The following is a 15,196-nucleotide window of genomic DNA, read 5'->3' as shown; positions in this document are numbered from 1 at the left end:
AATTAATATTGATTAATACTATCAAACATAACAACAGGAGGAGATAAGCATGTCTATACGAGAAACATCTCAACGTAGTAAGCTTGAACGCTTTTTTACCCAAAAAATATATCAACCGATTGCTACTATTGAGGAGTTACGCGAATACTTACAAAATGCAGTGACATTAGAATTTGCGACCATTCCCCCTTACCTTACCGCCATGTACTCAATGAAGGATGCAAGCTCATCCGCTTACCAGCTTACTCAAAGTGTAGCTTTAGAAGAGATGTTTCATGTCTATCAAGCGGCAAATATGCTGATTTCTATCGGTGGCATACCTAAACTGACTGGCGTAGATGCGCCTGTGTATCCAACCTTTATTCCGAATGCTGATGAAAGTAACACGCCTTATATCAATCCAAGCCGTGCGACCAAGAGCGTTTACAAAAATGTTTTTATGAAGATTGAAAAGCCTGCTCCATACAGTGCGCCAGCCCAAGGTGAAAATTTCCAAACTATTGGGCAATTTTACAAGGCGATTTATAATGGTTTCGTAGAGTTAGGAAGTGATATCTATGGTAATACACCGGGTTACACACAATATCTAAATTTAAATATTGGCAATGGTGCTGGGCGTATCGTTAATGTAACTAACTTAAATAGCGCAGGCTGTGCTATCGAACAAATCATGCAACAAGGTGAAGGTGCAGTAGAACCTGGTAAAACACTGGTAGCTCAAGAACCTTGGGGTTTATACAATGGTTATGTTGATCGTATTGATGGAGAATATGGCCCTGTGATTGGCTTACCGTTAGAGCGTTCGCATTACTTTAAGTTTAAAAAAATTGCTGATGGTGAATCTCTGTTACCTGATACTCACCCTATTATTTCTGCACCCAGTCAAGCAGATTTTTACGACCAGCAAAATCCTATCCTCGCTGATTTGAATCAAATCTTTAATATTTTCTACACCATTTTATTGCATGTACTTGAAAATTCATTCAAGCAAGGACAAACAGCCCAAAATATTTACTTTCAAGCTGCGATACCCATTATGCACAAGGTATTACCTGATCTTGCTAAAGCGATGATGCAAATCCCTCTTTGGTCAGATGGTGATTCTAATGTAGGGCCAAATGGAGCACCTACTTGGCTTTATCTTGATAATGCTTTGTTAAAAACAGCCATGGACAACAATCTCCCATGCTTAATTGAGAAATGCCAGAAAAATGTGAAAAAAGCACCAAATGCAAGTAAAGCTGCACTATTTCTGAAACTGGTCGAGACATTAGAAAGTGTCAAAGGTGCAGGACAACAAGTCCAAGCATTATTTACAAAACGACACATCACACTTTAATTTTTTACTTAGAATATTTTGGTGAGTATCATGGCTGACACAACAATTTATAAGATTTTTCCTGCAGTTGGTATTGCACGTTTGGGTAATAGTAATGAGTACTATATTGCCCCAGAAGCTGCAAAAGGACTGCCCATCAATACATCAGGTGCTGACTTTGAGCATACCGATTTCCGCGATGACGAGGGGAAAATGAAACGTCAAGCGGCACGGTTTCAAATTTATGCTTGTCAAGATGACGGCACTCAAACCCCGATTAGTTTGGCTGATGGAGATATTTCTTCTATCGAATGGACAGTGCATTTAGCAAATAAAAAGTCCTCTTGGTATGAATTTAAAACCAACCCAAGCAATAACCCAAACTATGCACCTAATCATGCTTTGCGTGATGCTAATGTGACAACACAAGCTGATCGTGAATTGCTTATTATTGATCCAGGTTCAAGAACAGTCACAGGGGCAAATGCTAGCAGTGAATTTGATAGAGAATCTTCACCTGTTGGAGCAAGTAATTTTCCACCCACAGATATACAACCTTTTACAATTGATACGTTAGGTAGATTGGTGACTGATGATGAAGGACGCTTATTAGTCTTAGGTGGCTTAGGAAATTCAGGTACAACAGCAGATACACAAGAATTGCCAAGCTTTGCAAATAATGATGGCTGGTTTGATGACACTTCAGATGGTCCTGTTACTGCAACTATTACCTTAACTAGTGGAGGTGATCCAATAGAGGTAGAGGCTGCTTGGGTATTAGTTGCACCACCATCTTATGCGCCCCAAATTCAAAATTTAGTTAGCTTATATGACACTATTTTTGACACGATGGTACAGAAAATGGGCTTTGCACCTGATCTTTATCAAGACGGTGTATGGCAAGAAAGCTTTCAACCACACTTTGAAACCCACATTTTACCTATACTCAAGCGTGGAGAAGGTTACCCATGGGTCGTTGCAATTCCACCTAAGCCTCACAAATTAAACTATGAGCAATTGGCTCAAGCAGGCGTGGCTTTCAATGGTTTACGTCAACGTATTTTTGATTACCTTCGTGCGCCTGCTACTGAAAATGTGTTGGTCAATAGCAGTAATGGACGAACCATGATGCCTTATTTAGCAGGTGATGCCTCGATTGATTCAGATAGTCAAATTTCAAGATATTTACGTCTAACAGATACCCAATACTTTATGCTAAGCCAATGGGCAACAGGTGAATTTACTTCTGGTAATGGGAATGCACCCACTCAAGGAAGTGGTGATGTCTTAAGCCAAGCTGTATTAGAAAATTGTGTTGGTGGGGCATTTTCTCCCGGTATTGAAATGACTTGGGTTTCTCGTCTTGCAGAAATTTATCAATCAGCATTCCGTATTCGAGTCAAACAAGATGTGACTTACCCATTAAGCTTAGATTGGAAGCCATTGGAAGATGGTCTTGAACCGGGTGATGTCACCAAATTTATGGCGCAACCTTGGCAAGCCGACTTTAATTTATGCTCTAGCCAACCTATTGATGGTCGGACTATATGGTGGTGGCCACCGCAACGTCCTTTATATGTTTATGCTGCTGAAGATGTTAGCACTATCGATGTAGAGAAACCTGTACGTGATTTGCTCTGTGATGGTGATATTAAACAAGTACCTTGGGTTGGTACTGATTTTGATATGACAGCAAATGATTATCTGATTTTTTCAGAAAATTTAGGCATGGTCAACGAGTGGAAAGATTTAGGCTTTATTTACAATATGTCTGAATCAGAGGAACAACCCTTGTTCTTAGAAGTAGCTCGGATCAAACCGCGCTTAATCAGTGACGAAGACCCTATGTGTTCTGGTCCCTGTCATCAATAATGATTAAACAGTAATATTTCCTTAAGCTTACTCGATATACTTACTCATGTTGAGTAAGCTTTGAGACATTGATTATGAATAATCCGCACTGTGTTGATAGTTTAATTATTGGAGCAGGGCCTGCAGGTTGTGCGGCAGCCATGAGACTAGCACAAGCAGGAAAACAAGTGGTTATGCTTGATGCTCAACCCAAACAGCAAGAATATAAAATTGGTGAATCAGGTACACCCAGTTTACGTGCCATTTTGCCCCGTTTGAATTTAGAGCCTGAATTAGAAAAATTGGGGCATCTGCCTTGTCATGGCAATCGTGCGGTATGGGGTAGTCCCAATGTCGAAGAACAAGATTTTTTATTTAAAGGCGTAGGACACGGCTGGCATTTAGACCGCGCTGCATTTGATAATTGGTTACGTCAAGAAGCACAACAACAAGGTGTCACAATACTGCGTCCCGCACAATTAAAAGACTTAGGCTTGTTACCAAGTAAGACATGGGGTCTAAAAATTCAATTTGAAGAAAAGCAATATTTACTAGAAGCTCGAACTTTAATTGATGCCAGCGGGCGTGCTTCGGTGCTAGCAAAAAAAATAGGTGCACAACGTAAACGTTTAGACGAATTAACCGCTTTGGCTATCGTGGCAAAACCTAGCGATGATGAGAGTTTACATTCCATGTCATTGGTTGAAGCTTGTGAACAAGGTTGGTGGTATGCCGCAGTGATTCCAAATGGACAGATTGTGATTACCTTAATGACTGATGCCGATATTGTACGAGAGTCAGATTTAACCAATATCGATAAATATTTAGAGCTACTTAATCAAACACAAGAAGTTAAGAAACAACTCAAAACCCCTTATCAAATAGCAACATCTGTCATGGCTTATCCTGCACATTCTGGTTACTTAAATCAGGTTGCGGGTGCTGGGTGGCTAGCGGTTGGTGATGCGGCAATTGGTCTTGATCCGCTCACCTCATCGGGTATCCACTGTGCAATGGCGGATGGAATTTCGGGGGCTGAAGTATTAATTAATTTTTTAGATGGAGATCAACAAGCACTTCCTGATTATGCAAAAAATTTACAGAATGCTTTACAACATTATTTAACTGAACGCCAATATTACTATCAGCGTGAAACTCGTTGGGCAAGTGCCAGTTTTTGGCAGCGTCGGCATTGATTGCATTCTTATTGGACAATCATACATAGTCTGCACAATATTTAAAATACTGACCATCCGCTAGGAATATCACGCGGTGGTGGTAATTGGGACTGAGGCACATCAATAGAAACTGCAACTACGGCAGGATGACGGTTATTACGAGGAAGAGACAAAGTACTGGTATGGGTTTCTATTCGATATTCAGCCATTTTGCTTAATAAGCCAGCCGCTTCTATAGAAAATAAACCATCAGGATACTGCTCACCACGCTGAGGCACTAAATGATACATCCATTGTGCAGAATCAGTATCTTTCTGAGCAATAGTGTTCAGTAGCTGTTCATTAACATTGAATACAACATGTTCACTATATACACATTTTCCGTATAAACTTAGCGCACTACAATCTTCAAGCTGTCTTAAAGTTTGTGTATTAGCCATTTTTTGTCCGTTTGGCACAGTGTAATTTGCTTGCTTATAATGCCGCCAATCACCACGCCCATTGCCACTGTAATACACTACATTATAAATTTGAAAACTTTTTTCACCTGTACGTTTATCGATGAAACCACGGAAAAAATTATCATCCCATACCACTGAACCTTGACGTTTTTGATACCCATACACCGTTGAAAACGTAACCACATTTCCTTCATCATTGATGATAATAGATTGCTTAAAATGATCTGCATTATCTGGTTGTGAGCCTGAGTTTGCATAGGGATTTAAAGTACAAGCACTAACCCATAACAAAACCAATAAAACACTCAAACGACTAATGAACATAATGACTCCTTACTTATTAAGCACTGTGAATTGCTTAACCCATCTTTTAAATTTTGTGTATACATTCATATCAGGTGCCATCGGACGAATCAAATGATGACTGGGATAGGAAATTTCTGGAATTTTTAATGATGATGCGGCGCGATTTTCATCTTGCCAGTATAATTCTCGCTTTTTACTCTCACCCACAATAAATTCTTCGATACGTTCACGTTTCTCAGCATCAAACTCAACCCCCACAAATTCAGCTAATTTTTCAGCCATTTGCATAGGATTAGCGCGAATTTCTTCAAAGTTTAAAAAAATGGTGGGATAATCATGCTGCATATAAAATTCAGCGATACGGTAATTATAATAATTTACCACTTTATATGTATAATCAAATGGTAATCGAAAAATTTTGTGACAAGCAATAGCATTGGTCAATGGATTGCGTTGTGTGATAATAAAATGTGGATTTTTTAAATATGGTAAAAATAAATCAATGGTTAAACTGGTTTTGGGATTTTTAAAACCCCACAGCTCATATTCTGAAGAAAAATTTTGAACAAAATCAATAATATCTTGTTCAATAAAAGGCTTTTGAGCTAAAATGTCATGATGTTCTGGAGGCGACCAATGGGCATCAATGCCTTCAATCACTGCTTCTCGGGCAGCAAGATGGAAGATTTTAGTATTAATTATGTGAGCATCTAAACTTTCATAAAAGCCTTTGGGCGCATGGATTCCTGGCTTTCCATAATCCGCATCCATTGCAACGCCTAATGCTTTTAGAATACCTGTGGCTAAGGTTGTACCGCTACGGGCATTCCCTAACACAACAAATGTTTTAGCCATGAGCTTTCATTGTTTTAAAATATGAGAAGTTTTTTAATCAACCTAATACTTTGACAGTTAGGCAATTCTTATTATACCCTAATTAACTAATCAGTGATATTTTTAGATATGACGATGCAAATCAATCAGCCTATATTCCTTGTTGGTGCAGAACGCTCTGGGACGACTCTATTGCGTTTAATGCTTGACCATCACCCTAAAATTGCTTTTTTGTATGAATTTGAATTCGCAGTAGACCAAATTGATGCGCAAGGTAATTATCCAGATATTCAACACTATTATGATTATCTGGCCTATCACCGTATATTTCTGGGAGCTCAACTTGAAATTGATCCTAATTTAGATTATCCCGTATTGGTCGATAGTTTTTTACAACAAAAGCAAGCGCGTGATGATAAGCCGCTCGTTGGCGCAACAGTGCACCATCAATTTCAACATTTGTTAACAATCTGGCCTCAAGCAAAATTTATTCATTTAATTCGAGATGGTCGCGATGTGGCTCGTTCAACGATACAAATGGGTTGGGCAGGCAATATGTACATGGGCATAGAGCGATGGATTGAAGCAGAGTTAATTTGGAAGCAAATGGCTCAGAAATTACCGCCTGAACATCAATTATCGATTCATTATGAAGATTTGATTAAAGATTCAGAATCGGTGTTAAAACAAGTTTGTGACTTTGCTCATGTGCCATTTGATAAAATAATGTTTAGTTATGCCGATAAAACCACTTACAGTGTCCCCGACCCAAAAATATTGGAACGTTGGCGCAAATTACCACAAAAAGAATTGCAATTGGCCGAATGTCGCGTTGCCGAGATGTTAAAAGAGCGTGGTTATCCTCTCAGTGACTACCCTGTTTTGGCAGACAGTGCAAGCTTAAAATTCAAAATGCAAATGGATAACCGAATTCGCAATACTTTGTTTAGAATTAAACGTTATTCTTTCAGTTTATGGTTAGCTGACTTAATATCTCGACGTTTTGGCTTCAAGCAATGGCAACAGCAAGTGCGTTTAAAAATTAATGAAAAAGATAAACAATATTTGAAGTAAGCATTCATTACTTTGGATTAAATGGATGGGAATGTGATTTTATTTATTATGGTTGATGTGGAATTAATTTATAAGTGGTTGATATTTCTATAAACAGGCATGTCAACTCTTCAGAAGTAGTGCTTATAATTGTCTGTTTTATAAAACTTATTTTAATTCCACATCAGGCGTTTATTCTAAACTGCGTATTTTGCATTCCTGTGCTTTTTTTAAAAATCTAAAATGTTCTAATTTAAACTAAAAATAGTGTTTTTCGGTTGTACTGTAAAATTGAGTGAGAAAAAATGGGGTATTTTAAGCCGATACATCTATTAATATCGGTATCTGATAGATCAAGGTTTAATAATTTTAAAATCAACTTGTTAAGCTTTTATTGTTTTGCTTTAAATCAGTTAATAAGCTTAATTATAAAGTGATTCAGCAGATAAAGCCTTAAGCAAAATAATTGAATTTCGATTCAGTTTATTGCTATTCTGCGTGAAAGGCATTACCCTTGCCGTTCACCAAAATGTGCTTGGGATAAGACAACTCATTCTATTGAAGGTAGCTAGACCATGATGCGCTATCCACTATTTGCTATTTTATGGCTATTTGCTATTGCCAGTAACGCAGCTGATGACTGTGAGCGACGCAATACTCAAGCCTCAGAGGCAGATTCACAACAGGCTATTGAACTCTATAAACAAAATGTTCAATTCTGTGCTGGTGAAATACTGGCAGCCTCGCTTAATAATTTAGGCAATATCTACCTGTCACAAGGTAATTATACTGATGCTGAAACAGCTTTAAAACATGCCCTTACTGAGCGAAAAAAGCTTTATGGCGATGCCCATGAATATGTAGCCTATAGTTTAAATGAGCTTGCTCAAGTCTATAATGCCCAAGAATTATTTGCTCAAGCTGAGCCATTGTTGGTTCAATCACTCGATATTAAACAAAAAGCATTTGGTAAAGACAATTTAGAAAATGCGACCAGTTTAAACAATTTAGGTTTGTTGTATAACAACAAAGCGGAATACGCGAAGGCTGAGCCTCTATTTTTACGTGCCTTAGACATTCGTGAAAAAAATCTCCCTGAAAACCATCCCAATATTGCCACCAGCCAAAATAACTTAGCGTTACTCTATACTTATTTAGGCAGTTATGAGCAAGCAGAACCACTTTATAATAAAGCCCTAGAAATACGAAAAAAACACTATGGGGAAAATCATTATCGCGTTGCTAATACATTGAATGCAATGGCGTTAATGTATCAATATCAACAAAATTCAGATAAAGCAGAAATACTTTATGCCCAAGCCTTAGCGATTTGGGAACAGCACTATGGGGCAAATCATCCGATTGTTGCCACAACATTGAATAATCTAGCCGCTCTATATCGTCAGCAAGGTTTTGATAAGAAAGCCGCTGAATTTCAAGAACATGCTTTATCAATCCGCGAACAAAGTTTAGGCCTTGAACACCCTCGAGTTGCCAATAGTTTGAATAATTTAGCAGTGCTATATGAACGCTCTAAAAATTATGCTCAAGCTGAATCCCTATATTTACGCGCCTTGCAAATTGCCATGTATAACCAACAATTGGAATTACTGTGGTTAGTGCAAAGTAATTTGAGTGATTTATTAGCCCGTCAAGATTATATTACTGCGGCAATTTTTTGGCGTAAACAATCGGTCAATACATTACAAAATTTGCGTATTTCAATCAGTACCATGGATGAAGCATTACGCTCATCTTTTATTAAAAGTAAATCAGATGTGTACGCCAAACTGGCTGATCTGCTAATGAAACAAGGCCGCTTGGTTGAAGCACAACAAGTCTTAACCATGTTCAAAGAAGAACAATATTTTGATTTTGTTGAGCGTGATAGTGCAGCAGCAGATATTCGCACCACCCAAGCTTTATACAACCCAGCAGAAAAACAATGGGCTCAAAAATATCTTGAAGTGAAACAAATCTTTTTAGAGATTCGGCAACGATTAGAAGCTTTAGAACAAATAGAACATCCAACTGATGCTGAAAAATTGGAATATCAAAATCTGAAACAAAAACTAGTACAAACTGAAAAAGACTTTCAACTCTATTTATCCGAATTGCGCATTGAGAGTAGTAAAGTCAATGTGGCTGATGTAGGAAAAGAAAATCTAGAACAACTCCAAAAATTACAAACAGTATTAAGCAGCTTAGGCCAAGGGGCTGTGTTGTTGCATTATTTGATGACGGATGAAAAGCTACGAATTATATTAACAACCAATGATAATCAAGTAGCACGTGAAGCCAACATTAGTAAAACCGATTTGAATCGTAAAATTTTGGATTTTCATAAACTATTACAAGACCCTTTAAAAACCCCACTTATTGAAGCACATGAGCTATATCAGTATATTATCAAACCTATAGAGAAAGATTTAGAACAAGCCAATGCGAAAATTTTAATGCTGTCATTGGATGCCACGTTAAATTATGTCTCGGTTGCAGCGTTGTTCGATGGAAAACAATATTTAGTAGAAAAATATGCCTTAGTCTCTTATAACGAAGCCTCACGCACAAAATTACAATCTAAGCCAATTCGACATTGGAAAATTGTGGGCTTAGGTCTGAGTGATGCGGTATTGGATTTTAACCCATTACCAACCGTAATCACTGAATTAGATAATATTATCCAAGAAGATAAACAAGATGATACTGGGATTATCAAAGGACAATTGTTTTTAAATCAAGATTTTTCAGAGAAAACCTTTCAATCGGTCTTGACTAAAGAATATCCATTGATGCACATTGCCAGTCATTTTGTATTTACTCCCGGAACTCAAAAAGATTCTTATTTATTACTGGGCAATGGCGAAAAATTAACTTTAGATAAAATAAGACAAAAATACCGTTTTGATAATTTAGATTTATTGACTCTATCGGCTTGTGATACCGCAGTCGGCAACTTGGCGAATGGAAGGGAAATAGAGGGTTTTGGGGCATTGGCGCAAAATCAAGGTGCAAAAGGAGTAATTGCAACATTATGGCCAGTCAATGATGAAAGTACAGGCCAATTTATGCAACATTTTTATCAATTATATGTGCAGGAAAACATTAATAAAGCCCAAGCAATGCAGCAAGTGCAACAAGCGTTTATTCAAGCAGGACAATTTAATCAAGAAAATCCATCAGACTATCCTTACTATTATGCAAAGCCCTACTATTGGGCACCGTTTATTTTAATGGGAAATTGGTTATAATGGTCATTGGGGTTATTCCCATACTAAGTGTACATGTTTAAGGATAATTGAATGTCGTTTTTAAAGCAAAATCGAGCCACAATGCCGCCTTGGCTGTTCGTTGCATTATTACTCATACCCACTCTTAGTTTCGCAAGTAGCGGTGGCGAAAGCGCAATAAACTTCCTTTGGATTGCCGTCTTCTTATTTATTGCTAAATTTTCCAGCCTTGTTGAGAAATGGGGACAACCCGCTGTTTTAGGTGAATTAGTTGTAGGTGTCTTACTTGGTAATTTAGTATTACTGGGTTTTCATGGTTTAGAAGATGTTAAACACGATGAATTAATTAAGTTTTTAGCTGAATTAGGTGTCGTGATTCTATTATTTCAAATTGGCTTAGAATCCAAAATTGAAGAAATGCAAAAAGTAGGTGTTAGAGCCTTTATGGTGGCTATTGTAGGTGTTGCAGCTCCCTTTATATTAGGAACTTATGTCGTTGGCCCTTGGTTAATGCCCGGACTATCCAGCAATGCCTATTTATTTTTAGGTGCGACATTGACTGCAACTTCAGTCGGTATTACAGGTCGTGTATTTAAAGATTTAAATAAGCTACAAACCCCAGAAGCTCAAATTGTATTGGGTGCGGCTGTCATCGATGATGTGATTGGCTTAATCATTTTAGCTGTGGTGTCTGCGATTGTGACCACAGGCGCAGTTGATTTGGCATCCATCGGTTTGATTACGTTTAAAGCCTTGATTTTTCTAGTGGGTTCATTATTTATTGGTCAGTTTATCGCAAAGATAGCAGGGGCACATTTACCACGTATTCATGCAGGCCATGGAATGCAGTTTACCTTGGCGATTAGTTTTTGCTTGGTTTTAGCTTATTTAGCGCATTTAGTCGGTTTAGCACCAATCGTTGGTGCTTTTGCAGCAGGTTTAGTTTTAGAACCTTTCCATTTTGATGAATTTGATGACCCAGAAGCAACGCAAGAAATAAAAAATATCATTATGGATAGAGAGTTAGATAAAGATTTAGATGAGTCTGCTAAACAAAAAATCCATGAAGCTAGAAACAAAGTCAATGCCATTGTCGAAAAACATGGTTCGCATCATATTGAAGAATTGATTGCACCGTTAGGTTATTTTTTTATACCGCTGTTTTTTGTGATGACAGGGATGCAAGTGAACTTAGCGACTTTAGCTGATCCCACCATTATAACTGTCGCTTTGGCAATTACCGCTGTGGCATTTGCAGGTAAAATTGTTGCGGGTTTAGTCGCAGGTGCTGGTGTCAATAAATGGATTATTGGCTGGGGTATGGCACCGCGTGGTGAAGTCGGTTTGATTTTCGCTATGATTGGTAAGCAATTAGGTGTTGTGTCTGATGAAATGTTCTCAGTCATCATTATCATGGTTATTTTGACAACCTTGTTAACACCGATCATTTTAAATTACTTACTAAAAAGACAAGCCTAGTCATTGCAGTACAGGAGTGCAAAATGCGTTTTACAAATTTGCACTCCTCAATGTTGTTTTAGATATAAAAACTCTTTCAAAAAGAGGTTGTCCGTTTCAAAATAACTGTTATATTCCTGCAAATAAATCATACTACATGGCATACAATGCTTTTGCAAAATATCCTCTCTATTCAATGTAAGTTTTACTACAAAACATCAACACCGTACAAATTATCCTTTGTTAGTAATCACACAATAAATCTATAAAACACATAAAAAACAATAACTAATCCCGTGGCATAAGCCTTGCTCAATAGTCAATTAATCAATGTTATCACTCCGTCGATATGATTACAGTTAATTAATAAAAGGGTTGAGTCATGTGGGATTATTCAGATACGTTAAAAGAACACTTCTTTGAGCCACGCAATGCAGGTGCAATTGAAGATGCAAATGCGGTTGGCGATGTAGGTTCAATTTCTTGCGGTGATGCACTGCGCTTAACTTTAAAAGTCAATCCTGAAACTGAAGTCATTGAACAAGCAGGTTTCCAAACTTTTGGCTGTGGTTCTGCCATTGCCTCTTCTTCTGCGTTAACTGAAATCATCAAAGGTAAAACAGTAGATCAAGCCTTAACCGTCTCTAACCAAGATATTGCAGATTTTCTTGATGGAATGCCGCCAGAAAAAATGCACTGCTCGGTCATGGGACGTGAAGCATTACAAGCCGCAGTCGCGAATTTCCGTGGTGAAGAATGGAAAGATGACCATGAGGAAGGCGCATTAATTTGTAAATGTTTTGCGATTGATGCAGTGATGATTGAAGAAACCGTGCGTGCTAATGATTTACGCTCAGTTGAAGAAGTTACTAACTATACCAAAGCAGGCGGTGGTTGTTCTTCTTGTCATGAAGGCATTGAAGAAATCATCACCCAAGTCTGGACTGAAAAAGGTGAAAGCATTGACTTTAGCGAGCCTTCTCAAGCTGTTACCCCGCCAAAACCGTATGCAATGACCAGCTTCCAACGCATGAAGAAAATCGAGACCACCATTGAAGCGATTCGCCCACAGTTACAACGTGACCATGGTGACATTGAATTAGTTGACATTGATGGACGTACGATTTACGTCAACATGTTAGGCGCGTGCAAAGGTTGCCAATTAGAAACCCAAACTTTAGCAGGTGTACAACAACAATTAATGGAAGCTCTCGGCGAATTTATCAAAGTTGTGCCAGCTTCTATGCGTCCACAAGCAGCAGGAGCAGCATCATGAGTAACGGCATTTACTTAGATAACAATGCAACGACGATGGTTGACCCCAAAGTGGTTGATGAAATGTTGCCGTATTTTAGTGAGCAATTTGGCAACCCGTCATCCATGCACAGTTTTGGCGATAAAGTTGGACGGGCGATTAAACAAGCTCGTAAGCAAATTCAACAGCTTATCGGTGCTGAACATGATTCGGAAATTGTATTTACTTCATGTGGTACAGAATCTGATTCAACCGCGATTCTTTCTGCCTTGAAAGCCCAACCCGATCGCAAAAAAATCATTACGACTAATGTGGAACATCCTGCGATTTTGACTTTATGTGAGTATTTGAAAAAAGAAGGTTACAAAGTCCATCAGTTACACGTAGATGAAAAAGGCCGTTTGGATTTAGAAGAATATGAAGAATTGCTTGATTCACGCACGGCGATTGTATCGGTGATGTGGGCGAATAATGAAACAGGTACGATTTTCCCAGTGGAAAAAATGGCAGAAATGGCGCATGAAAAAGGCGTGATGTTTCATACCGATGCGGTACAAGCTGTGGGTAAAATTCCTATAGATTTGAAAGCCACTAAAATTGATATATTGTCGATTTCTGGGCATAAATTACATGCTCCTAAAGGGGTTGGCGTATTGTATTTGCGTCGTGGTACGCGCTTTCGTCCATTATTGCGTGGTGGTCATCAAGAGCGTGGTCGTCGTGCAGGTACGGAAAATACTGCATCAATCGTCGGTTTAGGCAAAGCAGCAGAATTGGCGTTAGAACATATTGAGCATGAAAACACATTTGTGAAAAGTTTACGCGACCATTTGGAAAAAGGCATTTTAGAAAAAATTACCCATTGTTTTGTGACGGGTGATCCTGATAATCGTCTACCAAATACCTGTAATATTGCGTTTGAGTATATCGAAGGCGAATCTATCTTATTGATGATTAACAAAATGGGGATTGCGGCATCCAGTGGTTCGGCATGTACTTCAGGTTCATTAGAGCCGTCTCATGTGATGCGTGCAATGAGCATTCCTTATACGGCAGCGCATGGTTCGGTACGGTTTTCATTATCGCGTTACAATACTTTAGCGGAAATTGAAAAGGTCATTGAAGTGATGCCTGTGATTGTGGCGAACTTACGCAAAATGTCACCTTATTGGAGTGAAAACGGCCCTGTTGAAAATCCAGAAGAAGCTTTTGCGCCTGTTTATAATTAATTCTAGCATGTAAATAATCTCGTTTACTCGCTCCCAAATTCTATTTGGGAATGCCTGTTAGCAAAGCTCCGCTTTGCGAGAAGCAGAACTTCTAGGCAGTACTCCCAAACAGAGTTTAGGAGTCAGATTACTCTTGCATGGATTTATAAGGAACAATCATGATAGTCAAACGCAGTAAAGCCCTATCTGTCAGCCCATTAAAAGCCAGTCAACCGATGGGTGCAGCCCTCGCCTTTTTAGGTATGTTCCACACCATGCCGATGTTGCACGGTTCACAAGGCTGTACTGCTTTTGGCAAAGTGTTTTTTGTACGCCATTTCCGTGAACCGATTCCCTTGCAAACCACCGCACTAGACCAAGTCGGCACGATTATGAACCCCGACGACAATGTGATGGAAGGCTTAAAAGTCATTGCTGAAAAAAATAAACCTGCCATGATTGGCTTGATTACCACGGGTTTAGCCGAAACCGAAGGCACAGACATTAAACGCACGGTGCGTGACTTTCGCCAAAAATATCCCCAGTTTAATCACATTGCAGTTGTTCCCGTCAACACCCCAGATTATAAAGGTTGTTTAGAAACAGGTTACGGTTTAGCGATTCAAGCCATGATTGAGGAACTTGTACCCAATACTGCTGATGCGCCTAAAGTGGCACAACGTCAGCGTCAAGTGAATGTATTAGTCAGCCCATCGTTAACCCCTAGTGATGTTGAAGTGCTAAAAGAAACCATTGAAGCCTTTGATTTACGCCCTGTGATGATTCCTGATTTGGCTGATTCGATGGATGGACATTTGACCGAAGAGCGTTTAAATCCCTTAACTATTGGTGGTTTAGCCGTATCTGAATTTGAAACACTTGGCCTAGCGGCAGCGACAATTGTGATTGGGGCATCGATGGACAAAGCGGCTGACATGCTGCATGCAAAAACCACCGTGCCTGATTATCGATTTAAAACTTTGATAACAATGGACGCATTTGACCAATTTTTGATGACCTTAAAAGAATTATCAGGTATAGAAA

General features: G+C 38.8%; 11 protein-coding genes. 9 read left to right on the top strand and 2 right to left on the bottom strand.

Annotated features, from left to right (window positions below; translation table 11 throughout):
* Positions 1 to 49: 49 nt before the first annotated feature.
* The 3 genes from ABXH34_RS13085 to ABXH34_RS13075 all read left to right on the top strand — a co-directional run bounded on the left by ABXH34_RS13085 (position 50) and on the right by ABXH34_RS13075 (position 4,365).
* Entirely contained in the window at positions 50 to 1,339 is a 1,290-nt protein-coding gene (locus ABXH34_RS13085; RefSeq protein WP_353572332.1) for a ferritin-like domain-containing protein, read from the top strand.
* A gap of 30 nt (positions 1,340 to 1,369) precedes the next feature.
* A complete protein-coding gene (locus ABXH34_RS13080; protein ID WP_353572331.1) occupies positions 1,370 to 3,190 on the top strand; it encodes a LodA/GoxA family CTQ-dependent oxidase in 1,821 nt (606 codons plus the stop codon).
* Between the two features lie 74 nt (positions 3,191 to 3,264).
* The gene (locus ABXH34_RS13075) at positions 3,265 to 4,365 is read left to right on the top strand and encodes an NAD(P)/FAD-dependent oxidoreductase (RefSeq protein WP_353572330.1); all 1,101 of its coding nucleotides are present in this window, start codon (positions 3,265 to 3,267) and stop codon (positions 4,363 to 4,365) included.
* 41 nt (positions 4,366 to 4,406) lie between these two features.
* Here the strand turns inward: ABXH34_RS13075 and ABXH34_RS13070 are convergent, their stop codons facing one another.
* Entirely contained in the window at positions 4,407 to 5,132 is a 726-nt protein-coding gene (locus tag ABXH34_RS13070; protein WP_353572329.1) for a hypothetical protein, read from the bottom strand.
* Positions 5,133 to 5,141: 9 nt separating this feature from the next.
* Positions 5,142 to 5,969, bottom strand: coding sequence for a sulfotransferase (locus tag ABXH34_RS13065; RefSeq protein ID WP_353572328.1), 828 nt, complete (start codon positions 5,967 to 5,969; stop codon positions 5,142 to 5,144).
* A 114-nt stretch (positions 5,970 to 6,083) separates the two neighbouring features.
* Between ABXH34_RS13065 and ABXH34_RS13060 the strand changes: the two genes are divergently transcribed.
* The 6 genes from ABXH34_RS13060 to nifN form a co-directional block, all read left to right on the top strand.
* Positions 6,084 to 7,022 (top strand): sulfotransferase family protein, encoded by a 939-nt coding sequence (locus tag ABXH34_RS13060; protein WP_353572327.1) that lies wholly within the window; start codon positions 6,084 to 6,086, stop codon positions 7,020 to 7,022.
* A gap of 554 nt (positions 7,023 to 7,576) precedes the next feature.
* On the top strand, positions 7,577 to 10,252 hold the full coding sequence (locus ABXH34_RS13055) for a CHAT domain-containing protein (RefSeq protein ID WP_353572326.1): 2,676 nt from the start codon (positions 7,577 to 7,579) through the stop codon (positions 10,250 to 10,252).
* A 51-nt stretch (positions 10,253 to 10,303) separates the two neighbouring features.
* On the top strand, positions 10,304 to 11,710 hold the full coding sequence (locus ABXH34_RS13050) for a cation:proton antiporter (RefSeq protein ID WP_353572325.1): 1,407 nt from the start codon (positions 10,304 to 10,306) through the stop codon (positions 11,708 to 11,710).
* A 361-nt stretch (positions 11,711 to 12,071) separates the two neighbouring features.
* A complete protein-coding gene (gene nifU / locus ABXH34_RS13045) occupies positions 12,072 to 12,965 on the top strand; it encodes a Fe-S cluster assembly protein NifU (RefSeq protein WP_353572324.1) in 894 nt (297 codons plus the stop codon).
* Positions 12,962 to 14,173 carry a cysteine desulfurase NifS gene (gene nifS, locus ABXH34_RS13040; protein ID WP_353572323.1) on the top strand — a complete coding sequence of 404 codons (1,212 nt, stop codon included), beginning with the start codon at positions 12,962 to 12,964 and terminating at the stop codon, positions 14,171 to 14,173. The genes nifU and nifS overlap by 4 nt, the downstream gene beginning before the upstream one ends.
* A 158-nt stretch (positions 14,174 to 14,331) precedes the next feature.
* Positions 14,332 to 15,196: nitrogenase iron-molybdenum cofactor biosynthesis protein NifN (nifN, locus tag ABXH34_RS13035; protein ID WP_353572322.1), on the top strand; the 865-nt coding region annotated here is incomplete at its 3' end.

It is taken from the genome of Candidatus Albibeggiatoa sp. nov. BB20, assembly GCA_016744725.1.
Taxonomy (GTDB): domain Bacteria; phylum Pseudomonadota; class Gammaproteobacteria; order Beggiatoales; family Beggiatoaceae; genus Albibeggiatoa.
The sequence above is the reverse complement of the archived record's forward strand: the minus strand, read 5'-3'. Positions and strand labels throughout refer to the sequence as shown.

Coding starts and splice junctions, on each gene's coding strand:
- ABXH34_RS13055 (WP_353572326.1), top strand. CDS start 7,577: ATGATGCGCTATCCACTATTTGCTATTTTATGGCTATTTGCTATTGCC.
- ABXH34_RS13050 (WP_353572325.1), top strand. CDS start 10,304: ATGTCGTTTTTAAAGCAAAATCGAGCCACAATGCCGCCTTGGCTGTTC.
- nifS (WP_353572323.1), top strand. CDS start 12,962: ATGAGTAACGGCATTTACTTAGATAACAATGCAACGACGATGGTTGAC.
- ABXH34_RS13080 (WP_353572331.1), top strand. CDS start 1,370: ATGGCTGACACAACAATTTATAAGATTTTTCCTGCAGTTGGTATTGCA.
- ABXH34_RS13060 (WP_353572327.1), top strand. CDS start 6,084: ATGCAAATCAATCAGCCTATATTCCTTGTTGGTGCAGAACGCTCTGGG.
- nifU (WP_353572324.1), top strand. CDS start 12,072: ATGTGGGATTATTCAGATACGTTAAAAGAACACTTCTTTGAGCCACGC.
- ABXH34_RS13070 (WP_353572329.1), bottom strand. CDS start 5,132: ATGTTCATTAGTCGTTTGAGTGTTTTATTGGTTTTGTTATGGGTTAGT.
- ABXH34_RS13085 (WP_353572332.1), top strand. CDS start 50: ATGTCTATACGAGAAACATCTCAACGTAGTAAGCTTGAACGCTTTTTT.
- ABXH34_RS13065 (WP_353572328.1), bottom strand. CDS start 5,969: ATGGCTAAAACATTTGTTGTGTTAGGGAATGCCCGTAGCGGTACAACC.
- ABXH34_RS13075 (WP_353572330.1), top strand. CDS start 3,265: ATGAATAATCCGCACTGTGTTGATAGTTTAATTATTGGAGCAGGGCCT.